Annotated in this window: 23 protein-coding genes; 12 read left to right on the top strand and 11 right to left on the bottom strand. The window is 63.6% G+C overall.

What is annotated here, in order from left to right; all coding sequences use genetic code 11:
* The first annotated feature begins 32 nt into the window (after positions 1-32).
* Both AACH55_RS18800 and AACH55_RS18795 read left to right on the top strand, forming a co-directional pair.
* Positions 33-662, top strand: a complete 630-nt coding sequence (locus AACH55_RS18800) for a PadR family transcriptional regulator (protein ID WP_338716165.1) — start codon at positions 33-35, stop codon at positions 660-662.
* Positions 663-696: 34 nt separating this feature from the next.
* A complete protein-coding gene (locus tag AACH55_RS18795; RefSeq protein WP_338716164.1) occupies positions 697-1,020 on the top strand; it encodes a DUF3861 domain-containing protein in 324 nt (107 codons plus the stop codon).
* 18 nt (positions 1,021-1,038) lie between these two features.
* On the opposite strand, the gene sbcB is transcribed toward AACH55_RS18795, so the two are convergent.
* The 5 genes from sbcB to AACH55_RS18770 form a co-directional block, all read right to left on the bottom strand.
* On the bottom strand, positions 1,039-2,475 hold the full coding sequence (sbcB, locus tag AACH55_RS18790; protein WP_338716163.1) for an exodeoxyribonuclease I: 1,437 nt from the start codon (positions 2,473-2,475) through the stop codon (positions 1,039-1,041).
* 144 nt (positions 2,476-2,619) lie between these two features.
* Complete coding sequence (locus AACH55_RS18785; RefSeq protein ID WP_338716162.1) at positions 2,620-3,216, bottom strand: hypothetical protein; 597 nt, start codon at positions 3,214-3,216, stop codon at positions 2,620-2,622.
* A 229-nt stretch (positions 3,217-3,445) separates the two neighbouring features.
* Entirely contained in the window at positions 3,446-4,021 is a 576-nt protein-coding gene (locus AACH55_RS18780; RefSeq protein ID WP_338716161.1) for a DUF3828 domain-containing protein, read from the bottom strand.
* Between the two features lie 214 nt (positions 4,022-4,235).
* Entirely contained in the window at positions 4,236-4,538 is a 303-nt protein-coding gene (locus tag AACH55_RS18775) for an antibiotic biosynthesis monooxygenase (protein ID WP_338716160.1), read from the bottom strand.
* A 100-nt stretch (positions 4,539-4,638) separates the two neighbouring features.
* A complete protein-coding gene (locus AACH55_RS18770) occupies positions 4,639-5,055 on the bottom strand; it encodes a DUF2721 domain-containing protein (RefSeq protein WP_338720350.1) in 417 nt (138 codons plus the stop codon).
* A gap of 298 nt (positions 5,056-5,353) precedes the next feature.
* Here AACH55_RS18770 and AACH55_RS18765 point away from each other — a divergent pair, with 298 nt between their 5' ends.
* The 3 genes from AACH55_RS18765 (at position 5,354) to AACH55_RS18755 (ending at position 8,259) form a co-directional block, all read left to right on the top strand.
* Complete coding sequence (locus AACH55_RS18765) at positions 5,354-6,649, top strand: solute carrier family 23 protein (protein WP_338716159.1); 1,296 nt, start codon at positions 5,354-5,356, stop codon at positions 6,647-6,649.
* Between the two features lie 241 nt (positions 6,650-6,890).
* Positions 6,891-7,124, top strand: a complete 234-nt coding sequence (locus AACH55_RS18760; RefSeq protein WP_338716158.1) for a hypothetical protein — start codon at positions 6,891-6,893, stop codon at positions 7,122-7,124.
* A gap of 121 nt (positions 7,125-7,245) precedes the next feature.
* Complete coding sequence (locus AACH55_RS18755; RefSeq protein WP_338716157.1) at positions 7,246-8,259, top strand: transporter; 1,014 nt, start codon at positions 7,246-7,248, stop codon at positions 8,257-8,259.
* Between the two features lie 31 nt (positions 8,260-8,290).
* Here AACH55_RS18755 and AACH55_RS18750 read toward each other — a convergent pair whose 3' ends face one another.
* Both AACH55_RS18750 and AACH55_RS18745 read right to left on the bottom strand, forming a co-directional pair.
* A complete protein-coding gene (locus AACH55_RS18750; RefSeq protein WP_338716156.1) occupies positions 8,291-8,653 on the bottom strand; it encodes a hypothetical protein in 363 nt (120 codons plus the stop codon).
* A 113-nt stretch (positions 8,654-8,766) separates the two neighbouring features.
* The gene (locus tag AACH55_RS18745; RefSeq protein WP_338716155.1) at positions 8,767-10,518 is read right to left on the bottom strand and encodes a glutamine--tRNA ligase/YqeY domain fusion protein; all 1,752 of its coding nucleotides are present in this window, start codon (positions 10,516-10,518) and stop codon (positions 8,767-8,769) included.
* 270 nt (positions 10,519-10,788) lie between these two features.
* On the opposite strand from AACH55_RS18745, the gene AACH55_RS18740 reads away from it, so the two are divergent.
* Complete coding sequence (locus tag AACH55_RS18740) at positions 10,789-10,932, top strand: hypothetical protein (protein ID WP_338716154.1); 144 nt, start codon at positions 10,789-10,791, stop codon at positions 10,930-10,932.
* Between the two features lie 16 nt (positions 10,933-10,948).
* On the opposite strand, the gene AACH55_RS18735 is transcribed toward AACH55_RS18740, so the two are convergent.
* Genes AACH55_RS18735 through AACH55_RS18725 form a run of 3 tightly spaced genes read right to left on the bottom strand, consistent with a single transcriptional unit; the run spans position 10,949 to position 13,280 of the window.
* A complete protein-coding gene (locus AACH55_RS18735; RefSeq protein ID WP_338716153.1) occupies positions 10,949-11,749 on the bottom strand; it encodes a LytTR family DNA-binding domain-containing protein in 801 nt (266 codons plus the stop codon).
* A gap of 35 nt (positions 11,750-11,784) precedes the next feature.
* On the bottom strand, positions 11,785-12,927 hold the full coding sequence (locus AACH55_RS18730) for a histidine kinase (protein ID WP_338716152.1): 1,143 nt from the start codon (positions 12,925-12,927) through the stop codon (positions 11,785-11,787).
* A gap of 47 nt (positions 12,928-12,974) precedes the next feature.
* The gene (locus AACH55_RS18725) at positions 12,975-13,280 is read right to left on the bottom strand and encodes a 2TM domain-containing protein (protein WP_338716151.1); all 306 of its coding nucleotides are present in this window, start codon (positions 13,278-13,280) and stop codon (positions 12,975-12,977) included.
* A 183-nt stretch (positions 13,281-13,463) separates the two neighbouring features.
* Here AACH55_RS18725 and ugpQ point away from each other — a divergent pair, with 183 nt between their 5' ends.
* The 5 genes from ugpQ to AACH55_RS18700 all read left to right on the top strand — a co-directional run bounded on the left by ugpQ (position 13,464) and on the right by AACH55_RS18700 (position 18,634).
* Positions 13,464-14,207, top strand: a complete 744-nt coding sequence (gene ugpQ, locus AACH55_RS18720; RefSeq protein WP_338716150.1) for a glycerophosphodiester phosphodiesterase — start codon at positions 13,464-13,466, stop codon at positions 14,205-14,207.
* Between the two features lie 257 nt (positions 14,208-14,464).
* On the top strand, positions 14,465-14,683 hold the full coding sequence (locus AACH55_RS18715) for a hypothetical protein (RefSeq protein ID WP_034334461.1): 219 nt from the start codon (positions 14,465-14,467) through the stop codon (positions 14,681-14,683).
* A 347-nt stretch (positions 14,684-15,030) separates the two neighbouring features.
* Positions 15,031-17,655, top strand: coding sequence for an alanine--tRNA ligase (gene alaS, locus AACH55_RS18710; protein WP_338716149.1), 2,625 nt, complete (start codon positions 15,031-15,033; stop codon positions 17,653-17,655).
* A gap of 32 nt (positions 17,656-17,687) precedes the next feature.
* The gene (locus AACH55_RS18705) at positions 17,688-18,242 is read left to right on the top strand and encodes an NUDIX domain-containing protein (protein ID WP_338716148.1); all 555 of its coding nucleotides are present in this window, start codon (positions 17,688-17,690) and stop codon (positions 18,240-18,242) included.
* A gap of 155 nt (positions 18,243-18,397) precedes the next feature.
* Positions 18,398-18,634 carry a sulfurtransferase TusA family protein gene (locus AACH55_RS18700; RefSeq protein WP_013235553.1) on the top strand — a complete coding sequence of 79 codons (237 nt, stop codon included), beginning with the start codon at positions 18,398-18,400 and terminating at the stop codon, positions 18,632-18,634.
* A gap of 107 nt (positions 18,635-18,741) precedes the next feature.
* Here AACH55_RS18700 and AACH55_RS18695 read toward each other — a convergent pair whose 3' ends face one another.
* Positions 18,742-20,337: an FMN-binding glutamate synthase family protein gene (locus AACH55_RS18695; protein WP_338716147.1), complete on the bottom strand. Its 1,596-nt coding sequence runs from the start codon at positions 20,335-20,337 to the stop codon at positions 18,742-18,744.
* A 408-nt stretch (positions 20,338-20,745) separates the two neighbouring features.
* Between AACH55_RS18695 and AACH55_RS18690 the strand changes: the two genes are divergently transcribed.
* The gene (locus AACH55_RS18690) at positions 20,746-22,836 is read left to right on the top strand and encodes an EAL domain-containing protein (RefSeq protein ID WP_338716146.1); all 2,091 of its coding nucleotides are present in this window, start codon (positions 20,746-20,748) and stop codon (positions 22,834-22,836) included.
* Positions 22,837-23,080: the final 244 nt, after the last annotated feature.

Raw genomic sequence — 23,080 nt, 5'->3', positions numbered from 1 at the left:
CTGCCTTTGCAACCCGACAAGAAGGAAACACCATGTTCAAGCATTTATTCCATCAACCCGGCCAGCCAGGTCACGGCGCCAAGCACCAGCGCCACGACCGTCCTCACCACGGCGGCGGCTTGTTCGACGACGATGACCAGCGCGGTCCGCGCGGCCATCATGGCCCGCGTGGCCGCGAAGGCGGCGGCGGTCGTGGCGCCCGCATGTTCGAGCAGGGCGCATTGCGCATCGTGATGCTGCATCTGCTGCAGGAAAAACCGCGCCACGGCTATGACATGATCAAGGCCATCGAGCAGTTGGTCGGCGGCGGCTACAGCCCGAGTCCGGGCGTGATCTACCCGACCCTGACGCTGCTGGAAGAAATGGGCCATGCCTCGGTGCAGGGCGAGGAGGGCGGCAAGAAGCTCTACACCATCAGCCCCGAAGGTCAGGCGCATCTGGAAGAGAAGGACAATGCCGAGGTGCTGCAGCAGGTGCTGCGCAAGTTCGAGCTGCGCCGCCAGGAGCGTCCCGACGCCGATTCGCCCGAACTGCGCCGCGCCGTGCAGAACTTCCGTATGGCCCTGCATACGCGCCTGGCCAAGGGCAAGCTGGCCAGGGAAGAACTGCATGCCATCATCGACATCATCGACCGCGCTGCCGTGGCGGTGGAACGCGTCTGATCCGGTGTTACCGGAATCTGGAAAGGAACTTCACATGAGAGAACATCGCTACCGCATCACCCTGGAGCACCTGGCTACGGCCTCGGAGGGACAAGCCTTGCACGCGCCCCTGACTTTCGAGGCGGGCAACCATGACGATCTCTTCAGTATCGTCTCCCGCCTGCGTGGTAAGGGGCAATTCGACAGTGACACCAGCGCGCAGCTGGCGCTGGGGTTGAAGCTGTTCGGGGAAGTGATCCTCAAGAACCGCAAGCATCCGCTGTTCGAGGACATCCAGCCGGCCTTCCGCGACTTCATCATGAAGTTGAAGTCGCAGGGCAAGGCTGCTGCTGCCGAGGACGGTCCTGCCGCCGGCTAGGCCCGCGCGCGCCAGGCATCACTGATTGGCCGGCGCAATCATCTCCGCATAGTCATACAGCGCGCCCAGGATGTCCTGGGTGCGTTCGTCATCGGCCTCTTCCTGCAACTGGTCGATCTGCTCGAACAGTTGCGCGATGGTGCGCGCACCGCCCGCGCCGTCGAACAGGCGCGCGGCGCGGTGTTCTTCCCAGTGCCGGGCTTCTTCCGGGCTCAGGGTGTCGGGGAAATTGCGTGCCCGATAGCGGAACAATATTTCATTCAATCGCATGTCGTCGAAGGCCACGCTGGCACCGGCCAGCGCCTGCGGCGGCAGCGCGCGCAGCTGCGTCAACTGGCGGCGGTCGCCGTTGCCGATGAAGCCGCCGTACAAATCTTCATCTACGTCCGGAGCGGCCTCGTTTTCGCGCTGATAGACCTGGCGCCACAGTGCACCGAGGTCAGGCAGCGTGGCGGCCTTTTCAGCGTGGCGCAGGGCGGTGTCGATATCGATGTTCAGTTGCGCTGCGCGCCCGGCCGAGAGCGTCTTGAGGCTGCCCACCACCATCGGTGACTTGTTCAGGTGAATGCTCTTGACCGGCAGGCGGATCATGCCTTCGGGCAGTTCATCACGCTTGGTGAACATGCGTTCGCGCACCGAGGCCGCATCCAGGGTCGCCAGTTCGGTCGGATCATGGGCGAGATCCCAGGCGATCACTTCATTCTTGTTGGTCGGATGCATGCCCAGCGGCCACATCAGCGCCAGGCAGCCATTGGCCACCGGGAACATGCCCGAGACATGCAGGAAGGGCTTGGCCGCCGGCAAGCCGATCTCGGCCGCGGCCTTGTCCTTCTTGTGCAAGGCCAGGGCGAAGTCGAACAGGCGTGGATTGTTCTGGCGGATCAGGCGCGCCAGCGCAATGGTGGCGCGCACGTCGGAGAGTGCGTCGTGCGCCGCTTCGTGGACCAGGCCATTGGCCCTGGAGAGATCCTCCAGCTTGAAGCTGACGCTGCCGTCTTCCTTGGTCGGCCACCGGATGCCGTCCGGGCGCAGTGCATAGGTCAGGCGTACCACGTCGAGCAGATCCCAGCGGCCGCAGCCGTTGGCCCATTCGCGCGCATAGGGATCGATCAGGTTGCGCCAGAACATGAAGCGCGTGACTTCATCATCGAAACGGATGGTGTTGTAGCCCACGCCGATGGTGCCGGGCTCGCCGAGCACCTGCTCGATGCGGGCGGCGAATTCATGTTCGGGCAGGCCGTGTTCCAGGCAGTGCTGCGGCGTGATGCCGGTGATCAGGCAGGAGACCGGATCGGGCAGGTAGTCCGGCGCCGGCTTGCAATAGATCATCACGGGCTCGCCGATCTCGTTGAGTTCGGCATCGGTGCGCACGGCAGCGAACTGCGCGGGGCGGTCGCGGCGGGGCACGGCGCCAAAGGTTTCGTAGTCGTGCCAGAGGAAGGTGTGATTGGACATCGCGGCAGGCTTCTAAGGGAATCGCGCGATTATAGAGCCTTGCGCGATGGCTGCCGCGATGCCGTCAAGCAGCGGGTGCCAGGAAGCCTGATTTTTTCGAGGCGGCGCAAGAGGGCAAGCGCGTTGCCGCCCTCCCACGCTGACTTATTTTGCCGGTGCCAGGGGCAGCAGCGGCGCCGCATCACGCTTCAAGACCTTGCGCATCGCATCTTGCAGCGTGCCGCTGCGCAGCGGCGCATTGCCGGCGGCATACTGGATGTTGTCGATGACCCAGCCGCGCGCATCGCGGGCGAGCAGGACCGTATCGGTCCATTTGGCGGGCGCGGGCGGCTTGGCCTCGCTCAGGCTCAGTTCCACCGTGCAGCGGGCCTCGCGCTCCTGGGCATCGCAATCGAGCACGCGGAAGGCGGCAGCGCCGTCCGGGTTGCCGGTAAAGAGATCGCCCTGCACCAGCGGCGGCAGCGGATCGGCATCGGGATCGGCAGCCTGGTCCGCCGCCGATTGGGCGGTACGGGCCTCCTCGGCCACCGAGACATCCTTGAGCAAGTCAAACAGCGGCACCGACAGGAAACGGCGGAAGACGATCAGTTCCTTGAGCGACAGCGCGCCCGAGGGACGGTTCGAGGCGTGGGTCTGGTAGAACTCCGTGACCAGTTCCTTGGCCTTGCCCTCTTCATTGGCCGAGCAGGCTGCAAGCAGCATGCTGGCGGCGACGATGAGTGTCTTACCGATCCGCTTCAATCCGATTCTCCCTGAGCCCACCGCAGGCGTGCGGGTGACGTGTTATTCACGATGCAATTGCTGTGTTGGTATTTTTTGCATGCCTGGATGCCTCTGCGCCGAGCGTGCGCAAAAGGACCAGCATGCCATGGCGCAATTTTACGTTGCCAGGCTCAGCCGGAAGACCGGGAACACATCGCCAAAAGGCCACCAATTCCGCCTTGGCGGGCCCAGGGCGAGCCGGACCGGCTCATTCGGCCTGCTGGATGGCGTCGGCGAGGTTGTCGCTCAGGTATTCGCGCTGGGAGGATTGGTCGTTGCCGATGAACTCGATATCGTCGATGCGCCATTGGTGCTCTTCGCGCACCAGCAGGATCTTGTCGTTCCAGGATTCGTCGGCGCCTTCCTTCTGATAACGGAAGGCGACCTGGCAGGAAGCCCGATCAGCCTCGCTGTCGCAGGATTGCACGGCGAAGGAGGTGGCACCCTCGTAGAGCGAGGTGAACAGATCGCCTTCGATCAAGGGTGCCGCCTGCGCACCGGCCACGGTGTGGTAGCGCAGGTCGGCGGCTTCGGCGCGGCTCAGCAGGGAGTACAGCGCGCGGCTCACCAGCGGCTCGAACTGCTTGAGTTCCTCGGCGGAGGGCAGCCCGGGGGCGTGGTTCTTGAGGTGGATGCGGTAGAAGTTGCCGATGACCTCGGCCTGCTGCCGCTCGTCACCGCTGAAATTGTTGCAGCCGCTCAGCGCCAGCAGCATGCCCAGCGCCCAGGCGCGGGCGCGCAGACGGGGGACGCGGGGAGAGAAGAATCGGGGCAGTGTGGTCATTCTGGTGTTCCTGCGCACGGTGCGTACCGGCGCTGTTGTCATGGTGGCGCTTTCTCGGTCATCGTTCATCCACCATCGGGGGCGGCCGGATCGGCCTGCCCCTCCATGGTCTGCCCTTTAGTCAGGGGCAGGCCGCAAACGTTCCGCAGCGCCAGGCTTGGCGGCGCAGCCGGTGGCCGATAGGCGCGGGTCGGCGCAGATCAGGCCGAAGCGCTCAGACCGATTCGGTCAGCAGCGCGAAGTGTTCCACCTGCGGGGCGCCGGCGAAGAAGGGACCGACGATGCCGCGCCATTCGGTAAAGGCGGGCGATTCACGGAAATCCACGGTATGGTTTTCCAGGGTGGCCCAATACACCATGAGGATGTAGCGTTCGGGCGACTCGATGCCTTTTTGTACCTTGTGGCCCAGATAGCCACGGGCCTTGCTGATGGTTTGCGCCAGGCCGCGCTGGATGGCTTCGTCGAATTCTGCCTGCTTGCCGGGTTGGATGCGGATGTCCGCCAGTTCCAGGATCATGTAGGTCTCCAATGCATAGTCGAGGGGTGCCCGCCGGCGGTGATGCTCTGCAATGCCGGCCGGGCGGGTCGATTATCACATGTTCGCCCCATGCCGGCTTTCATTCGGCCAGGATGCCCCGCTGCTCCAGCTTGTGGGCCATGTCTTCCAGGGTGATCTCGATGGCGCGCGTACTGATCATGATTTCCCACAGCGACACCAGCAGCGAGGCCACCAGCAGCATGAGGCTGATGCCGAAGAACACCTCGGCCCAGCGATTGAAGTCCACGAAAATCAGGTACATCGAGATGGCGCACATGATGAAGCTGGACACGCCCAGCGCCTGCATGTAGCGCGTGAGCACGATGCGCTTCCTGAGATTGAGGATCTGCCGGATCACCAGTCCGCGTTCATCATTCTGGCCCTGGTTCTGCAGATTGCGGATCAGTTGCGCCAGCACCAGGAAGCGGTTGGTATAGGCCAGCAGCAACAGCGAGGTCGCGGGGAACAGCAGGGCGGGGGTGGTGAGGTTGATCATCGACATGGCAGGAAGCAATCAGGGACGTGATTCTAACCGCTCCCGCGGCGCAAGAAGCATGCCCAGGCAAGGCGTGCCGCGTTTGCGCAAATGCGCGGTCAGTTTTGGGGCATCGCGCCAGTACAGACGGGTTTTTTGCACCGCCGCGCAGCAGCGTGCCGGGTGGCCGAAATCTTTTACGGATTTTTTTGGCGACGCGGTGCCGCAGCAATTGTTATTTGTGCGGGCGCTCAATACACTAGCCCCCGTTCCACATCCACGTACAAATCAAAACAAATCCACAACGAAAGGGAGCTCCATGTCGGGTTCGTATTTCCCCCAATGGCGACTGCGCCAAAGCACCAACGACGGCCAGGGGGCCGTGATCGCCGCCGATGAGCGCCTGCCCGCGCCGCAGACGCTGGCCATGGGCGTGCAGCACGTGGTGGCCATGTTCGGTTCGACCGTGCTGGCCCCGCTGCTCATGGGTTTCGATCCCAACCTGGCGATCCTGATGTCGGGCGTGGGCACGCTGCTGTTCTTCCTGCTGGTGGGCGGTCGCGTGCCGAGCTACCTGGGTTCGAGCTTTTCCTTCATCGGCCTGGTCATCGCGGTGACCGGTTATGCCGGCTCCGGCCCCAATGCCAACCTGGGCGTGGCGCTGGGCGGCATCATCGCCTGTGGTGCCGTCTATGCGGTCATCGGCCTGATCGTCTCCGGCGTGGGCACGCGCTGGATCGAATCCCTGATGCCGCCGGTGGTGACCGGCGCGGTGGTGGCGGTGATCGGCCTGAACCTGGCGCCCATCGCCGTCAAGGGCGTCTCCGGCAGCAGCTTCGACAGCTGGATGGCGCTGGCCACCATCCTCTGTGTGGGCTTCGTGGCGGTCTTCACGCGCGGCATGCTGCAGCGCCTCTTGATCCTGATCGGCCTGCTGCTGGCCTACGTGCTCTATGCCGTGCTGACCAATGGCCTGGGTCTGGGCAAGCCGATCGACTTTTCCACGGTGGCCAATGCGGCCTGGTTCGGCCTGCCGCACTTCGCCTCCCCGGTCTTCCAGGGTAGCGCCATGGCCCTGCTGGCACCGGTGGCCATCATCCTGGTGGCCGAAAACCTGGGCCACATCAAGGCCGTCTCGGCCATGACCGGCCAGAACCTGGACCGCTATATCGGCCGCGCCTTCATCGGCGATGGTCTGGCGACCATGCTCTCGGGCAGCGTCGGCGGCACCGGTGTGACCACCTACGCCGAGAACATCGGCGTGATGGCCGTCACCAAGATCTACTCCACGCTGGTCTTCGTGGTGGCGGCCGTCATCGCCATCCTGCTGGGCTTTTCGCCCAAGTTCGGCGCGGTGATCCTGACCATTCCCGGCGCGGTGCTGGGCGGCGTGTCGATCGTGGTGTTCGGTCTCATCACCGTCTCGGGTGCGCGCATCTGGGTCGAGAACAAGGTCGATTTCTCCAACAACACCAACCTGATCGTGGCCGCCGTCACGCTGGTGCTGGGCGCGGGCGACTTCACGCTGAAGATGGGCGGCTTCGCCCTGGGCGGCATCGGGACCGCCACCTTCGGTGCCATCATCCTGCACGCCCTGCTCAAGCGGCGCGGATGATTTCATCCTGACAAGACGTTGATGCAACATCTCTAAGGCCGCTCTTCGTGACCGGCCTTTTTGTTCTACCATGGCGTGAGTAAAGTGAAGATTTCCGTTGAGCAATCCTTGGCGGCTGTCTATACTTTGTCGCGTTGCAGCGCCGCGCCGCCGTGACGGCCCCGCCCAGGGGCCGGCCCGGGGCGTACCCTCCGCGCTGCCGTCGCGGGCCCCCCGGCCCGCCTTTCAGGGGAACCACCGCATGAACTCCGCTCTCCGCCTGCCAGCGCTGCTGTGCATCGCCCTGCCTTTGCTTGCGGCCTGTGACGCCGCCACCGGCAGGAAGGATTACGCCTATTTCCGCGCCAATATCGATGAGGCCAAGTCGGTCTCCGACCAGTGCCAGTTGAATGGCACTTCCGGCATGAACCAAGACCAGATCAGGGTGTGCGGTGCGGCCCGCGAAGCCTGGGGCAACCGCAACTTCAACTACTGAGTCCGGCCGGCTGTGCCCAAGCGCCGTCACGGCGCTGTCACAAATCTGTCAAAGACGGTCGTTAGAATGCGGGGTCGCTTAACGTCTTCCTGCCTTCCGCCCCTTTCTGACCTGGCCGCTCATGCACAATCCGCCGGACACCCCGCAAGCCTTGCATCTGCTCTACGAGCCGGCCGGATTCATCTGCGCCTTCCGCTTCGAGCAGGGCCGTGCGCGCCAGATGAACTGGAATGAAGTGGTGGACTACCATCCGACGACGCCCGATTTCACCTGGCTGCACGTCAAGACGGCCGATGTGAAGATCCGGCAATGGATGGAGCATCACAGCGACATTCCCGAGTACATCACTGAATTCCTGCTCAGCAGCGATACCCATCCGGGTTTGCACGCCACCCCCGAAGGGGTCTATGGCACCCTGACCGATATGAAGATGGAGATCGGCGACACCGGCACCGAAAAGGGCGCGCTGCACTTCTACCTGGACCGCACGCGCCTGTTGACGCTGCGCACCCAGCCGCTGATCTCCACCAACATGCTGCGCCAGAAGGTGCTCGATGGCGGCGGCTTCGACAATCCGATGGATCTCTTCGCCGAGCTGCTGCGCTGCCTGGCCGATGGCTTCAATGCGCGTCTGGACAAGCTCAACGACAAGGTGGACGACATCGAATTCTCGGTGCTCTCGGACCGCCGCGCCGAAGACCGTGCCGAGCTCTCCGGCATCCGCCGCCAGCTGGCCGAACTGCGCCGCTTCATTGCGCCGGAACGCCGCATCCTGGCCCAGTTCCAGCGTCTGCGCCCGGCCTGGGTGCCGCGCGAGGCGCTCGAAGACCTCACCCATGCACTGGATGAACTGAACGAACTGCATTCCACCGTGGAGGCGGTCTATGAACGCGCCAAGCTGCTGCAGGAAGAGATTGCCTCGCAGATGTCGGAGCAGATGAACCGCAACCTGATGGCGCTCTCCATCCTGACCGCGCTGCTGATGCCGGCCACGCTGGTGTCAGGGATCTTCGGGATGAACGTGGCGGGTCTGCCGGGCCTGCATGACGAGGCCTCATTCTGGATCGTGATGGGCGTGATGGGCGGCCTCGGTGTGGCTACCGTGGCCTTCCTGAAGTGGATGAAGATTTTCTGAGCGCGCCGGACGGCTGCCCGGCTGGACGGATTCAGTCGCGGGTGGACATGGCTTCTTCGCTTTCGCGGATCAGCTTGTCGATGTCCAGGTTGTCCACCGCTTCCACCTTCAGCGACAGCGGGCGCCACAGCGAATACAGCCACAGCCCGATGCAGCACAGCGTGCCCAGGAAGAGCGTAATGAAGGCCGACAGGAACAGGCCGATGAAGGGCGAGGCGATCAGGCCGTCATAACCGATCAGGTGCTTGCCATCCCAGGTGATGGTTTGCGCGCCGAACAGCGACAGCACACCCATCAGCGTTGAAAACGGCACCAGCGAGAAGCTGGTCCCGAGGGCCAGCAGTTTGTAGATGGATGACATCGACAAGCGCTGGATCTTGATCTGCTCGAACATGAGTTCCCCTAGCTCTGCCGGTGGCCCCTGCCACCAGGCTGCGCCATCCCGTTGGCGCGGGCGGCTGGCGCGCGGCCGCCCGCGTGGCCTTGCGGCCGTTCCCCTGCGCGTGCTTATTTGCCCCAGCTGTCCTTGAGCGTGACGGCCCGGTTGAAGATCGGCTGGCCTGCGGTCGAATCCACCCGGTCAGCCACGAAGTAGCCGTGGCGTTCGAACTGGTAGATGTCGCCAGGCTGGGCGGTCTTCAGGGTCGGCTCCAGGTAGGCGGTGATGACTTCCTTGGAGTTCGGATTCAGGGCTGCCAGGAAGTCCTTGCCGCCGGCGTCCGGATGCGGGTCCGAGAACAGGCGGTCGTACAGGCGCACTTCGGTGGCCAGGGCGTGTTCGGCGCTGACCCAGTGCAGGTTGCCCTTGACCTTGTAGTTGGAGCTGCCTTCGGTGCCGCTCTTGCTGTCTTCGAAGTAGTTGCAGTGCACGGCGATGACGTTGCCGTGTTCATCCTTGTCGCAGCCGGTGCATTCGACCACGTAGCCGTAGCGCAGGCGCACCTTGTTGCCGGGGAAGAGGCGGAAGTAGCCCTTGGTCGGTTCTTCCATGAAGTCTTCGCGCTCGATCCACAGTTCCTTCGTGATGGGGAAGTGGCGGTGCGCGGTGTCGTGTTCCGGATGCGCCGGCGGATAGATCGGGGCGCTGCAATCGATGGAGACGCCTTCGGGGAAGTTGTCGATGATCAGTTTCAAGGGGCGCAGCACGGCCACCGCGCGCGGGGCCTTGGGGTCCAGGTCTTCGCGCAGCGCGCCTTCGAGCACGCTGAAGTCGATCCAGCTGTTGTTCTTGGAGGCGCCGGTACGGTCGCACATCAGGCGGATCGCTTCGGGCGTGTAACCGCGGCGGCGCAGGCCGACGATGGTGGGCATGCGCGGGTCGTCCCAGCCGGAAACGATCTTCTCGTCCACCAGCTGGCGCAGCTTGCGCTTGCTGGTGATGATGTAGGTCAGGTTCAGGCGCGCGAATTCATATTGATGCGGCAGCGGCTTCTTGAAGAAGCCTTCTTCGGCGAGGTGTTCCAGCAGCCAGTCGTAGAACGGGCGCTGGTCTTCGAATTCCAGGGTGCAGATGGAGTGCGAGATGTTTTCCAGCGCATCTTCGATGGGATGCGCGAAGGTGTACATCGGATAGACGCGCCACTTGTCGCCGGTGTTGTGGTGGGTGGCATGGCGGATGCGGTAGATGGCCGGATCGCGCAGGTTCATGTTGGGGCTGGCCATGTCGATCTTGGCGCGCAGGATCATGGAGCCGTCCGGATGCTTGCCCTCGCGCATTTCCTCGAACAGGCGCAGCGATTCTTCCACCGGGCGGTCGCGCCACGGCGAGTTCTTGCCCGGTTCGGTCAGGGTGCCGCGGTTCTCGCGCATCTGCTCGGCATTCTGCTCGTCCACATAGGCCAGGTCCTTGCGGATGAGCGCCTGGGCGCAGGCATACATGACGTCGAAGTAGTTGCTGGCGTAGTACAGGTGCGACTTGCCTTCATGCTCCCAGGAGAAACCCAGCCACTTGACCGAATCGAGGATGGTGTCGACGTATTCCTGTTCTTCCTTCTCGGGATTGGTGTCGTCGAAACGCATGTGGCAGCGGCCGGCGTAGTCCGCAGCCAGGCCGAAGTTCAGGCAGATCGACTTGGCGTGGCCGATGTGCAGGTAGCCGTTGGGCTCGGGCGGAAAACGGGTCACCACCTGCGGCAGGGCCTGGCCATCCTGGCTGCTGCGCTCGGCATAGGTGCCCGAGACCAGATCGGACTCGATGATGCCGCGCAGGAAATTGGTGGAAGGGGCAGGGGTGTGGCCGTTTTTCAGTTCGTTGCTCATGGGATGAATCGGGGGAGGGAATGCCTGTTTATTCAGATGGCAAGCATTTTACCGCAGCTCCCCAGGTTCCACGGGCTTTGCGGCCGTTGCGGCGAGAATTTTTGCCCGCTGGCAAGGCGCCTGGAGCCGATATGAAGGTTTTTTCCTGTTCTTGTTACAGAAGATACGTCCGTGCATTACCTGTGGGGCGGTCCGGCTGGCAATCTGCCTGTGCGTCCAGCCCCGCGCCGGGCGTGGTGAAGGAAAAACCCAAAAACCAAGGAGTGCATCATGAGCCGTTGCATCAAGCTGATCGTCGCCGCCGCCCTGGCGGCCTCCACGCTGTCGGCCTGCGTGATGGTGCCGGTGGGCCCGCCACCGCCGCCGCATTATTACCATCCCTACTATGGCCCGGGTTATTACTATGGCCGCTGAGCGGGGCAGGTGATCTTTACATCTGCCTGAACAGATGGGCGAACAGGCGGCTCACGGCCAGTTTTTCCGGGCGGCCGTGCAGGGTGACGAAGAGCTTGCCGCTTTCCTCCCGCACCGCCGCCTGGATCTGCCGTACCTGCACCACCCTGCCCCGGTGGATCTGCCAGAACTGGCGCGGGTCGAGCTGGGGAATCAGGTCGCGCAGGCTGGTACGGATCAGCGCCTCGCCATCGGCGCTGACCACGTTGACGTACTTGTCGGTGGCTTCGAAATACAGCACCTCTTCCACCGGAATCAGTTTGACCTTGTTGCCGACGGCGGCGCGGATGTAGTCCAGTCGTGGCGGCGTCTCCTGCGGCGCTGGCGTGGCCAGGCTACGCAGTTGCGCCAGCGCGCGCTCCAGGTGGCTTTCCTGGCTGCTGGCGGCGCGCTGCGCCAGCAGGGTTTGCAGGCGCTCCACCGTCACGGCCAGGCGCTCCTGGCTGACCGGCTTGAGCAGGTAATCGATGGCGGCGCGCTCGAAGGCTTGCAGGGCATAGTCGTCATAGGCCGTGACGAAGACGATCAGCGGAAACGGGCGCGTGGCCGGCCATTCCTCGGCCAGTTCGCCCGCCATCTCCAGGCCGCTGCGGCCGGGCATCTTGATATCCAGAAACAGGACGTCCGGCAGCAGCGCCAGCGCCTGCTCCAGCGCTTCGTTGCCATTGGTCGCGACGGGCGGCGCGGGCAGCTCCGGCCAGCAGCGTGCCAGCGCCTGGCGCAGGGCCTGGGCCAGCAGGGGTTCATCTTCGGCGATCAGGGCGGTGGGCGCGGCCATGGGCAAACCTCCGTAAGAGCGGCGGGGCAGGGGGCTCAGGCGTCGAGCAGGCGCGTGTGCTTGCTGCTGCGGTGCGCCGCCTTCAAGGCCTTGAGCGGGATGGTGATCTGCGCCATCGCGCCGGCCGGCACGTTGTGGGTGATGATGAGTTCAGCCAGCGGGCCGTAGAGGGTGCTCAGGCGCTCGCGGATGTTGTCCAGCCCGAAGTGCATGCCGATCACCGGCTCCTTCTGCGCGGGCGGCTGGTTCAGGCTGATGCTGGTGGGCAGGCCTACGCCGGTATCGAGCACGCTCAGCACCAGCATGTCGTTGTGGACTGCCGCGCGCACGGTGCAGTTGCCGCCTTCCACCTTGGGTTCCAGGCCATGCTTGATGGCGTTTTCCACCAGCGGTTGCAGCAGCATCGGCGCCAGCCGCAGGCGGCCCAGGTGTTCCGGCAGTTGCAGGGTATAGGTCAGGCGCAGGCCCATGCGCAGCGACATCAGCCCCAGATAGGCCTTGATCAGGTCGAATTCCTTCTGCAGCGAGGTGCTGTCGGCGCGCGAGGCCGACAGCGTGGTGCGCAGGTATTGCACCAGCTGGTTCAACATCAGCTCGGCCTGCAGGGGATCGGTGCTGATGAGCGATTGCAGGGTGGCCAGGGTGTTGAAGAGCATGTGCGGCTCGATCTGGGCCTGCAGCATCTGCAGTTGCGCCTGCACGGCCTGCTTTTCGATCTGGCTGGCGTGGGCTTGCAGGGCGGCCATCTTCTGCCGGTTCCAGAAGAACAGGGTGGCGCCGAAGCAGACCAGGAAAGTCAGCACGATCACGGCAATGATGTTGTCGCTGTGTTCCGGCACCAGGGTCAGCACCGGCTGACCCATCAACAGGCTGGCCAGGAGCCGCCCCAGCAGCACCGCCAGCGGTGCCATGACCACGATGACCACCAGGAAGCCCAGCTTGTTGGGTTCGCCATCGCCCCAGAGCGCCAGGCGCGTGCCATTGATGAGCAGCATGGCCAAGAGGCCAATGCACATCGACACCTGCAGGTTTTCATAAAAGCTGCCGCCGATGCGCATCAGGTAGGTCACGGCCACTGCGCACAGCAGGTTGATCACCAGCGTGGGCAGCAGGGACAAGCCCAGCTCGCGCAGCAGGACGATCAGGCGGGGCGGGATGGAAGTATCGTGTTGGGTCATGCGTTTGTGGTGATGAGGCAAACAAGCTGCCCGGCGCACCGGGCCTGTCAACGTCGGCGCAGTTCACGCGCGATCATCGCCTGCTTCCAGCCGGCGGGAAAGCGCCCGAATACACGCAAGGCGTGGAATAGTACCCCGATTCCCCAGCCAAGGAGAGGTCCCAGGCTCCACCAGTAGCGGTGCGCACTCATCAGGTTGAGCAGCATCAGGCCGGCGTTGACCGTCAGGTAGAGCGCCAGGTGATGGTAAAAGCCGACCTGGCGCGCCACACGCCGTTCGGCGCGGGCGTAGTCGGCCGGCGTGGCCTCGCTGGCGGAGTCGTTGCACTGGGAAGAACGGTCGGTATCGCGCATGATGGCCTCGCAAGATTGGTTGAACGATGCGGCAAGGATGCGCCGCCGCCCCGGCCCGTGCCAGCGTCTTGCGATCAAGCGGCGCCCGGGCGGCGCCAAATGCTTGTGGCGCGGCGTGAACTGCTCTACCTTATGCGCCGATTGCCTTCCTCCTTCTGCAAGGCCTACCTTCGGAGAAACATCATGTGGCCCTATCCCCGTATCCTCGCCCATCGCGGCGGCGGCACCCTGGCGCCGGAAAACACCCTGGCCGGTTTTCGCTGCGGCCTGCAGCACGGCTACCGCGCCGCCGAATTCGACGTCATGCTCACGCGCGACGAAGTGCCCATGTTGATGCACGACCCGCAGCGCGGGCGCACCCTGCCCGGCACCGGCAAGATCGCCGAGACCGACTGGGCCGACCTGCGCGAACTGGAAGCCGGCGCCTGGCTGGATGCGCGCTTTGCCGGAGAACGCATTTGCACGCTGGAGCAGGGGCTGGATTTCTGCCTGGCCGAGGGCATCTGGATGAACGTCGAGATCAAGCCGGCCGCCGCCGAACATGCCCGCCGCACCGGTGAGCTGACCGCCCGGGCGGTGGCGCGCCGCTTCGACGGCAAGAGCGGGACGGCCTTGCCGGTGCTGTCCTCGTTTTCCTTCGAGGCGCTGCTGGCGGCCAAGGAAGCCGCCCCGGCCCTGCCGCGCGGCTATCTGGTGGACGTGATCCCCGAGGACTGGCAGGCGCGCCTGCAACAACTGCAGGCGGTCGCGCTGCATACCAATCACAAGCACCTCACCCCGGCCCTGGCGGCCGCCGTGAAGGACGCGGGTTACGGACTGTTCTGCTACACCGTCAACGACATGGCGCGTGCCGAGGAAATCCGTCAATGGGGGGTGGATGCCTTCTGTACGGATCGGATCGATCTCATCGCGGCCGATGCCTGGTAAGTCGGGCCTGCACCAGGCTGCCTGCATTGTGCAGCTCGCGCAGCATGGAAATGAATGGAAAAGGGCGCTCTTACCGACGTACTGAATCCTTACGCCATAGTTATGATTTACAGGCGGTTCTCAATAACTGGAGGGCAGTCGACAGTTGTTGTCAACGCGTCGCAAAAATCTTGCGTTAATAGAAGCACAAGGCCGGCGCCCGTGAGCACGCCGGTGGACTTGTGGAAGCACACAACACTGAGAGATAGAGGAAAACGATGAAGATCAATAAACTGCTGGCTGCCGTACTCGTCGCCGCCTTCGCCATGCCGGTCCTGGCCCAGCCCGCACCGGCTCCGGCTGGCGCTCCTGCTGCCGAGGCACCGGCTGCCAAGCCTGCTCACAAGAAGCATAAGAAGCATGCGAAGAAGGCCAAGAAGCACAAGCACAAGAAGGCCAAGAAGACCAATCCGGTGCCGGCCAACAAGGGCGCCTGATTGTCCGGTCTTCTTGTGGCGGTCCGCACGACGCTGCCCGCACACGGTTTTACCGGAAGGTTCGGCTGACACAGTTAAGGTCCGGTGGTGCAGGGTAGCGCGCCATCCCGGGTCAGCCGAGTCTGTAACCCGCCCGGGTTTCCCGGCGGGTTTTTTTTCGTCTGCAGGATGGGGCTGGCCGGCATGCTGGCCAGCCGCAGGGACGTTGCAGCGTGGCGCTCGGGCCTGCGTATCCGCGCCGGGATCACGTATAATCACCGGTTCGCAATCGTTTTTTGCACCGACTCCCATCCGGGCCGGATCTGCGCGTTAGCGGCGGCATCAGGCCCATTTATCCGTCTTCGAACATGAACTCAGCCGAAATTCGCGACAAGTTTCTGAAATTCTTTGAATCCAAAGAACACACCATCGTCCGCTCCTCCAGCCTGGTGCCGGGCAATGATCCGACCTTGCTGTTCACCAATTCCGGCATGGTTCAGTTCAAGGACGTGTTCCTGGGCACCGACAAGCGCAATTACGTGCGCGCGGCCTCCGTGCAGCGCTGCCTGCGCGCCGGCGGCAAGCACAACGACCTGGAAAACGTCGGCTACACCGCGCGCCACCACACCTTCTTCGAGATGCTGGGCAACTGGTCCTTCGGCGACTACTTCAAGCGTGAATCGCTGAAGTGGGCCTGGGAACTGCTGACCCAGGTCTATGGCCTGCCGGCCGACAAACTCTGGGCCACCGTCTACCAGACCGACGATGAAGCCTACGACATCTGGACCAAGGACATCGGCCTGCCGCCCGAGCGCGTGGTGCGCATCGGTGACAACAAGGGCGCACCCTACGCCTCCGACAACTTCTGGCAGATGGCCGAGACCGGCCCTTGCGGTCCCTGTTCCGAAATCTTCTACGACCACGGTCCGGACGTCTGGGGCGGCCCCCCGGGCAGCCCCGACGCCGACGGCGACCGCTACATCGAGATCTGGAACAACGTGTTCATGCAGTTCGACCGCCAGCTCGACCCGGCCACCGGCGAATACACCCTGACCCCGCTGCCGGCGCCCTGCGTGGATACCGGCATGGGCCTGGAGCGTCTGGCCGCGATCCTGCAGCACGTGCACAGCAACTACGAGATCGACCTGTTCCAGGCGCTCATCAAGGCGGCTGCCCGCGAAACCGGCGAGACCGATCTGTCCAATGCCTCGCTGCGCGTGATCGCCGACCACATCCGCGCCACTTCCTTCCTGATCGTCGATGGCGTCATCCCCGGCAATGAAGGCCGTGGCTACGTCCTGCGCCGCATCATCCGCCGCGCGCTGCGTCACGGCCACAAGCTGGGTCAGACCAAGCCCTTCTTCCACAAGCTGGTCAAGGACCTGGTGGTGCAGATGGGCGCGGCCTATCCGGAACTGCCGGAAGCCGCCGAGCGCGTCGAGATGGTCCTGAAGCAGGAAGAAGAACGTTTCGGCGAAACGCTGGAACACGGTATGAAGATTCTGGAAGCCGCGCTGGCTGCCAACACCGGCAAGCTGGATGGCGAAACCGCCTTCACCCTGTATGACACCTACGGCTTCCCGCTGGACCTGACCGCCGACATCTGCCGCGAGCGCAAGGTCGAGCTGGATGAAGCGGGCTTTACCGCCGCCATGGAACGCCAGAAGAGCGCCGCCCGCGCCGCCGGCAAGTTCAAGATGGCCGCGGCCATCGAATACACCGGCGACAAGACCCGCTTCGTCGGCTACGAATCGCTGGCGCAGTCGGCCAAGGTCGTGGCGCTGTACGTGGCCGGCAGCCCGGTGCAGAAGATCGAGGCCGGCCAGGATGCCATCGTGGTGCTGGACACCACCCCGTTCTACGCCGAATCCGGCGGCCAGTCGGGTGATGCCGGTGCCTTGGAAGCAGCCAATGGCCTCTTCGCCGTGGCCGATACGCAAAAGATCCAGGCCGAGGTGTTCGGCCACCACGGTCAACTGATCAAGGGCAGCCTGGCCATCGGCGATGCCGTCGAGGCCAAGGTCGATGCCGATCAGCGCGCCCGCACCATGCGCAACCACTCGGCCACTCACCTGATGCACAAGGCCCTGCGCGAAGTGCTGGGTTCGCACGTGTCGCAGAAGGGTTCGCTGGTGGACGCCGACAAGACCCGTTTCGACTTCAGCCACAACGCCCCGATGACCGCCGAGGAAATCCGCCGCGTGGAAGAGATCGTCAACCGCGAAGTGCTGGCCAACGTCGCCACCGGCGCCCAGCTGATGGGCTACGACGATGCGATTGCTGCCGGCGCCATGGCGCTGTTCGGCGAAAAGTACGGCGACCAGGTGCGCGTGCTGTCCATCGGTACCTCCACCGAATTGTGCGGCGGTACGCACGTGACCCGCACCGGTGACATCGGCCTGTTCAAGATCGTCTCCGAAGGCGGTGTTGCGGCCGGCATCCGCCGCGTCGAAGCGGTCACCGGCGAAGGCGCGCTGGCGCTGGTGCAGTCGCTCTCGACCCGCGTGGCCGAAGCTGCTGCGGCACTCAAGACCCAGCCGGAAGAACTGCTGCCGCGCATCGGCCAGGTGCAGGATCAGGTCAAGGCGCTGGAAAAGGAACTGGCTTCGCTCAAGTCCAAGCTGGCCTCCAGCCAGGGTGACGAACTGGTCAACCAGGCGGTCGACATCAACGGCATCAAGGTGCTGGCAGCCACGCTGGAAGGCGCTGACGTGGCGACCCTGCGCGAGACCATGGACAAGTTGAAGGACAAGCTCAAGACCGCCGCCATCGTGCTGGGCAGCGTCAAGGATGGCAAGGTCAGCCTGATCGCGGGCGTGACGGCCGATGCCACCGCCAAGGTCAAGGCTGGCGAACTGGTCAACTTCGTCGCCCAGCAGGTGGGCGGCAAGGGCGGCGGCCGTCCGGACATGGCCCAGGCTGGCGGTACCGAGCCGGCGGCCCTGCCGGGCGCGCTGCAAGGCGTGGCGGCCTGGGTTCAGGCCAAGCTGTAATCATCTCCATCGGCCCTGGGTCCGGAGCACGCATGAGCCAATTCAAGTTCTGCCCGGTCTGCGCAGCGTCGCTGGTGCTGCGCGCCGATGAAGGCGAGGGGGGCAAGGTTCGGCTGGCCTGTCCCGATGGCCACTGGACGCATTGGGACAACCCCCTGCCGGTGCTGGCAGCACTGGTGGAGATCGACGGCAAGATGCTCACCGCCCGCAACGCCGCCTGGGCCGAAGGGCGTTTTGCGCTCATCACCGGTTTCATGGAACGCGACGAGACCCCCGAGCAGGGGATCGCCCGCGAACTGAAGGAAGAAACCGATCTGGACGCCGAGTACATCGAACTGATCGGCGTCTATGAATTCATGCGCAAGAACGAGCTGATCATCGCCTACTACGTCAAAGCGAGTGGCACGATCAGGCTCTCGCCGGAACTGGTGGAATATCGCCTCAGCGCGCCCGCCGATCTGCGCCCCTGGCCAGCTGGAACCGGCCATGCGGTGGCGGACTGGATGCGCCGGCGTAATCTGCCGATGCAGTATGTGGAGTTTGCCGGATCGAGCACGCCGATCGAGGCGCCGGTGGTGCTGAAGTAGGCGGGCAGACCCGGAGGCTTCGGATCTGGCGGCAGAAATATGATCGTTTTTGCACAAGCATAGTGCGGTGAAAACAACAGAACTTGTGCAATGCATCAAGTCGGCGCGTTTTGCAGTAGAATCGTTTTCGTCGTGATCCATTTTGAGTCGAAGTAATGGCCATCCAATTTCACCGTGAACTTGACGCGCGCGGTCTCAACTGTCCGCTGCCCATCCTCAAGACCAAGAAAGCCCTCGCCGACATGGCCAGTGGTCAGGTGCTCAGGGTGACCGCCACCGATACCGGTTCGGTGCGCGATTTCCAGGCCTTTGCCAAGCAGACCGGCAACGATCTGCTGGAGCAATCGCAGAATGATGAACACGAGTTCATCTTCTTCATGAAACGTAAATAAGCAGCATCCCTGTCCATCCCGGCAAGATCGGGCTGGCAGCAATAAAAAAACCCGCAGTGCGCAGGCACTGCGGGTTTTTTTGTTGTTGTCCGGAAATGAAGTTCTCTTCAAAACTCCGGGTGGAAGCTCTCGGCACGCGCAATCGGCCAGAATTTTTCATACACCCGAGAGCGATAATTGCCTTCCAGTAAGTCATTGGGTTGCAGGTATTTCAGCACGTTGGACATGAGCTGGATCTCATGGTCGTTGATGCGGCGCACGATGTGATGCGGGCGCAAGGCCGAGGTATGCGGCAGGCCCGCCGCCTGCACCAGTTCCTGCAAGGCATGCAGGGTACTCTGGTGGAAACGGTAGACGCGTTCGGCCTTGTCCGGCACCACCAGGGCGCGGGCGCGCTGGGCGTTCTGGGTGGCTACGCCCGTGGGGCAGCGGTCGGTGTGGCAGCTCTGCGACTGGATGCAGCCCAGCGCGAACATGAAGCCGCGCGCCGAATTGCACCAGTCCGCCCCCAGCGCCAGCGTGCGCGCCACATCGAAGGCGGTGACGATCTTGCCGCTGGCGCCGATCTTGACCTTCTCGCGCAGGCCGATGCCGGTCAGCGTGTTGTGCACCATCACCAGCCCCTCCTGCAAGGGCATGCCCACGTGATCGACGAACTCCAGCGGCGCCGCACCCGTGCCGCCTTCGGAGCCATCGACGGTGATGAAGTCGGGCACGATGCCGGTCTTCAACATGGCCTTGGCGATGCCGAAGAATTCCCAGGGGTGGCCCACGCACAGCTTGATGCCCACCGGCTTGCCGCCGGAGAGGCCGCGCAGTTTCTCGATGAATTCCAGCAGGCCGATCGGCGTGGAAAAGGACGAATGTACGGCCGGCGAGATGCAATCCACCCCCATCGGGATGCCACGCGTGGCAGCGATCTCCGGGGTGATCTTGGCGGCCGGCAGCACGCCGCCGTGACCCGGCTTGGCGCCTTGCGAAAGCTTCACCTCGATCATCTTGATCTGGGGAGACTGGGCTTGGGCAGTGAATTTTTCTTCATTGAAGCTGCCATCCGCATTGCGACAGCCGAAGTAGCCCGAGGCGATCTGCCACACCAGGTCACCGCCGAATTCGCGGTGATAGTCCGAGACCGAGCCCTCGCCGGTATCGTGCGCAAAATTGCCCTTTTTGGCGCCCTGGTTGAGCGCCCGGATGGCATTGGCCGAGAGCGCCCCGAAGCTCATCGCCGAGACGTTGAAGACCGACATCGAATAGGGCTGGGCGCGGTCGGCACCGACGACGACCCGGAAGTCATGGCTGGCGATCTTGGTTGGGGACAGCGAATGGCCTATCCATTCGTGCCCGGCCTGCTGCATGTCCAGCTCGGTACCGAAGGGGCGGCTGTCGACTTCGGCCTTGGCGCGCTGGTAGACGATGCTGCGCTTCTTGCGCGAGAACGGACGGCCATCCATTTCATCTTCAAAGAAATACTGGCGCAGTTCCGGCCGGATGGCCTCGAACATGAAACGGAAATGTCCGATCAACGGATAGTTGCGCAAGACCGCATGGCGCCGCTGCACCATGTCGTGGATGCCGATGACGGTCAGCACCAGGGGGATGAGGGCCCAGCCCCAGCCGATGCCATGCGTGGCCGCCAGGATCAGCAAGCCGAAGGTGAGGACCACTACGGCCCAGAAAACGAAATACCGATTAGCCCACATAGAAGAGTCCGCTAGTTGTCAGGATGGAACCGGCACCGGCGCAGCAGCCAGTGGGCGGGGTAGCTGGATTCTACCGCCGAGGTTCAGCCATCCCGCGCGACGAAGTGAAGGGTTTTTCCGGCCGATTTGCCCGGACCGGCGTGGCTCCGGCTTCCCAGGCCCGTTGCTTGCGCAGTGGCATCCTTATTGCTTTGACGAATCATCCAGCCAGCGCCGTGGGGAACCGGCGCCTGACCCAAGGACGAACTCCACTATTACAGCGCGCCTGCACGCCAGAGGCGCGAGACACATGTCGTTATGAAAACTGTTGCAGCACGAGGCGCATTGGCGGCCTCTTCCTCCTCCTCGCGGTCTTCTTCCCGGGCCTTGTGTCGCCACGACAACGGCCAGAATCAGGCCGTGCTCGCCATGGCACGTCCGCCGCGCCTGCTGGAAACCTTGCTGGCCAACCTGGATGGCATGGTCTATCGCTGCCGCGACGATGCCCACTGGACCCTGGAATTCGTCAGCGAGGGTTGCCAGGCCCTGACCGGCTATCCGCCCGAGGACCTGCTGCTCAACAGTCGTATTTCCTTCCTGCAATTGACCCATCCGGAAGACCGCCAGCTGGTCCGCAACCATATCGACACCTGCATGCGTGAACGGCGCCGCATCGATATCGAATATCGCATCGTGCACGCCGACGGCAGCCTGCGCTGGGTGTGGGAGCGCGGAGTAGGGCTGTACAACGCGGCCGGCAAGGTCGAGGCCATGGAAGGCTTCCTGCAGGACGTGACCGAGCGCAAGGAAGCCGCGCACGCCTTGCAGGAGGCCGAGCGCCGCTATCGCAGCATCTTCGAGAACGCCATCGAAGGCGTGTTCCAGACCACCCCCGATGGCACCTACATCGCCGTGAATCCGGCGCTGGCCCGCATCTATGGTTATCACTCGCCGGAAGACCTGATCGTGGGCCTGCGCGACATCAGCCATCAGCTGTATGTGGAGCCGGAGCGGCGTGGAGAATTCATGCGGCTGATGGAGCAGCATGGATCGGTTTCCAATTTCGAGTCGCGCGTGTACCGGCGCGACGGCGACATCATCTGGATTTCAGAGAATGCCCGTGCCGTCTATGACGACGGCGGCAAGCTGGTCTGTTACGAAGGCACGGTCGAGGCCATCACCGAGCGCAAGCTCTACGAGGCCGAGATGCGCCACCAGGCCACGCACGATGCCCTGACCGGCTTGCCCAATCGCAACATGCTGCATGAGCACCTGCAGCGTGCCATCCAGGTGGCGCGCCAGAAGGGCGGGCTGACGGCGGTGGTGTTCGTCGATCTGGACCAGTTCAAGTTCATCAACGACAGCCTGGGCCATACGGTGGGCGATGAACTGCTCAAGACCGTGGCCCAGCGTCTGCAGGCCTGCCTGCGCGAGACCGACATGGTGGCGCGCCAGGGGGGCGATGAATTCGTGCTGGTGCTGCAGAACCAGACGGGCGGCGAGTTGGGCATCGCCGAGGTGATGCAGCGCATCCTGGCGGCCGTGGCCAAGCCCTGGCAGAGCGGGGACCGCGAGTTTCAGGTCACCGCCAGCATCGGCGTGAGCCGCTATCCGGTCGATGGCAAGGATGTCGAGACATTGTTGAAACAAGCCGATTCGGCCATGTACCGGGCCAAGGAGCAGGGGCGCAACAACTTCCAGTTCTTCGCGCCATGGATGGATACCCAGGTCAGCAACCGCCTGGAAATGCTGATCAACCTGCGTCGCGCGCTGGATCAGGAGGAGTTCAAGCTCTACTACCAGCCCAAGCTGAGCCTCAAGGATGGCAGGGTGATCGGCGCCGAGGCACTGATCCGATGGCAGTCGCCGGAGCAGGGCATGGTGCCGCCGGACCGTTTCATTCCCTTTGCCGAAGAGGCCGGACTGATCGTCCCCATCGGAGAATGGGTGCTGCGCACCGCCTGCCACCAGAACAAGCGCTGGCAGGCGGCCGGCTTGCCCCCCATCCCCGTGGCGGTGAACCTGTCGCCACGGCAGTTGAACCAGAGCCTGCCGGAATTCGTCGCCGGCGTGCTGGCCCAGAGCGGGCTGGCGGCTTCCTGCCTGGAGCTGGAGATCACCGAAAACGTGGTCATGAAGGATGCCGAGAAGAGCGTGGCGACCCTGCATGCCCTGAAACGCCTGGGTCTGCAGATTTCGGTGGATGATTTCGGCACGGGCTATTCCAGCCTCTCTTACCTGCGCCGCTTCCCGGTGGATGCGCTCAAGATCGACAAGTCCTTCGTGCGCGACATTGCGCGCGATGCCGACAGCGCTGCCATCGTCAAGGCCATCATATCGCTGGCCCACATCCTGAACCTTCGTGTCATTGCAGAGGGGGTCGAGGACGAGGAGCAACATGATTTCCTGAAGGAAAATGCCTGTGACGAAGTGCAGGGTTACTTCTTCGGCAAGCCCATGGCGGTGGAGGATTTCACGGCCTGGCTGACCCGGCAGACGGGAAACGGTCAGGACGCTTGATGCAAATAATTGTCCGCAGGCTGCAACAGACTGCATTGGCCTAAATCTTTGTGCTACACTTTCGCGCAGTACTTTTGATGCCTTGCGCCCCGACCGCCGCAGCCTGTGCGGCCAACAAAGGCTCCATGACGCAAGGCCGGTAGTTGAAAAGGTGCAGGTCGGCCGTCCGCAACCCAGCGACATGACGGCTTTGCGAAAGCGCGATATCTCCGCGACGCCGATTTGCCCGGGTCTTAGATTCCAG

Source organism: Herbaspirillum sp. DW155 (assembly GCF_037076565.1).
Lineage (GTDB): Bacteria > Pseudomonadota > Gammaproteobacteria > Burkholderiales > Burkholderiaceae_D > Herbaspirillum.
Note: the sequence above shows the minus strand (reverse complement) of the source record. Positions and strands in the feature narration are given on the sequence as shown.

Excerpts from the sequence above, each read along its gene's own strand:
- AACH55_RS18705 (WP_338716148.1), top strand. The coding sequence starts at position 17,688 with ATGAGCCAATTCAAGTTCTGCCCGGTCTGCGCAGCGTCGCTGGTGCTG.
- sbcB (WP_338716163.1), bottom strand. The coding sequence starts at position 2,475 with ATGTCCAATCACACCTTCCTCTGGCACGACTACGAAACCTTTGGCGCC.
- AACH55_RS18715 (WP_034334461.1), top strand. The coding sequence starts at position 14,465 with ATGAAGATCAATAAACTGCTGGCTGCCGTACTCGTCGCCGCCTTCGCC.
- AACH55_RS18765 (WP_338716159.1), top strand. The coding sequence starts at position 5,354 with ATGTCGGGTTCGTATTTCCCCCAATGGCGACTGCGCCAAAGCACCAAC.
- AACH55_RS18795 (WP_338716164.1), top strand. The coding sequence starts at position 697 with ATGAGAGAACATCGCTACCGCATCACCCTGGAGCACCTGGCTACGGCC.
- AACH55_RS18740 (WP_338716154.1), top strand. The coding sequence starts at position 10,789 with ATGAGCCGTTGCATCAAGCTGATCGTCGCCGCCGCCCTGGCGGCCTCC.
- AACH55_RS18800 (WP_338716165.1), top strand. The coding sequence starts at position 33 with ATGTTCAAGCATTTATTCCATCAACCCGGCCAGCCAGGTCACGGCGCC.
- AACH55_RS18770 (WP_338720350.1), bottom strand. The coding sequence starts at position 5,055 with ATGATCAACCTCACCACCCCCGCCCTGCTGTTCCCCGCGACCTCGCTG.
- ugpQ (WP_338716150.1), top strand. The coding sequence starts at position 13,464 with ATGTGGCCCTATCCCCGTATCCTCGCCCATCGCGGCGGCGGCACCCTG.
- AACH55_RS18690 (WP_338716146.1), top strand. The coding sequence starts at position 20,746 with ATGGCACGTCCGCCGCGCCTGCTGGAAACCTTGCTGGCCAACCTGGAT.
- AACH55_RS18730 (WP_338716152.1), bottom strand. The coding sequence starts at position 12,927 with ATGACCCAACACGATACTTCCATCCCGCCCCGCCTGATCGTCCTGCTG.
- AACH55_RS18750 (WP_338716156.1), bottom strand. The coding sequence starts at position 8,653 with ATGTTCGAGCAGATCAAGATCCAGCGCTTGTCGATGTCATCCATCTAC.
- AACH55_RS18780 (WP_338716161.1), bottom strand. The coding sequence starts at position 4,021 with ATGACCACACTGCCCCGATTCTTCTCTCCCCGCGTCCCCCGTCTGCGC.
- AACH55_RS18735 (WP_338716153.1), bottom strand. The coding sequence starts at position 11,749 with ATGGCCGCGCCCACCGCCCTGATCGCCGAAGATGAACCCCTGCTGGCC.
- AACH55_RS18760 (WP_338716158.1), top strand. The coding sequence starts at position 6,891 with ATGAACTCCGCTCTCCGCCTGCCAGCGCTGCTGTGCATCGCCCTGCCT.
- AACH55_RS18725 (WP_338716151.1), bottom strand. The coding sequence starts at position 13,280 with ATGCGCGATACCGACCGTTCTTCCCAGTGCAACGACTCCGCCAGCGAG.
- AACH55_RS18775 (WP_338716160.1), bottom strand. The coding sequence starts at position 4,538 with ATGATCCTGGAACTGGCGGACATCCGCATCCAACCCGGCAAGCAGGCA.
- AACH55_RS18695 (WP_338716147.1), bottom strand. The coding sequence starts at position 20,337 with ATGTGGGCTAATCGGTATTTCGTTTTCTGGGCCGTAGTGGTCCTCACC.
- AACH55_RS18755 (WP_338716157.1), top strand. The coding sequence starts at position 7,246 with ATGCACAATCCGCCGGACACCCCGCAAGCCTTGCATCTGCTCTACGAG.
- AACH55_RS18700 (WP_013235553.1), top strand. The coding sequence starts at position 18,398 with ATGGCCATCCAATTTCACCGTGAACTTGACGCGCGCGGTCTCAACTGT.
- AACH55_RS18745 (WP_338716155.1), bottom strand. The coding sequence starts at position 10,518 with ATGAGCAACGAACTGAAAAACGGCCACACCCCTGCCCCTTCCACCAAT.
- alaS (WP_338716149.1), top strand. The coding sequence starts at position 15,031 with ATGAACTCAGCCGAAATTCGCGACAAGTTTCTGAAATTCTTTGAATCC.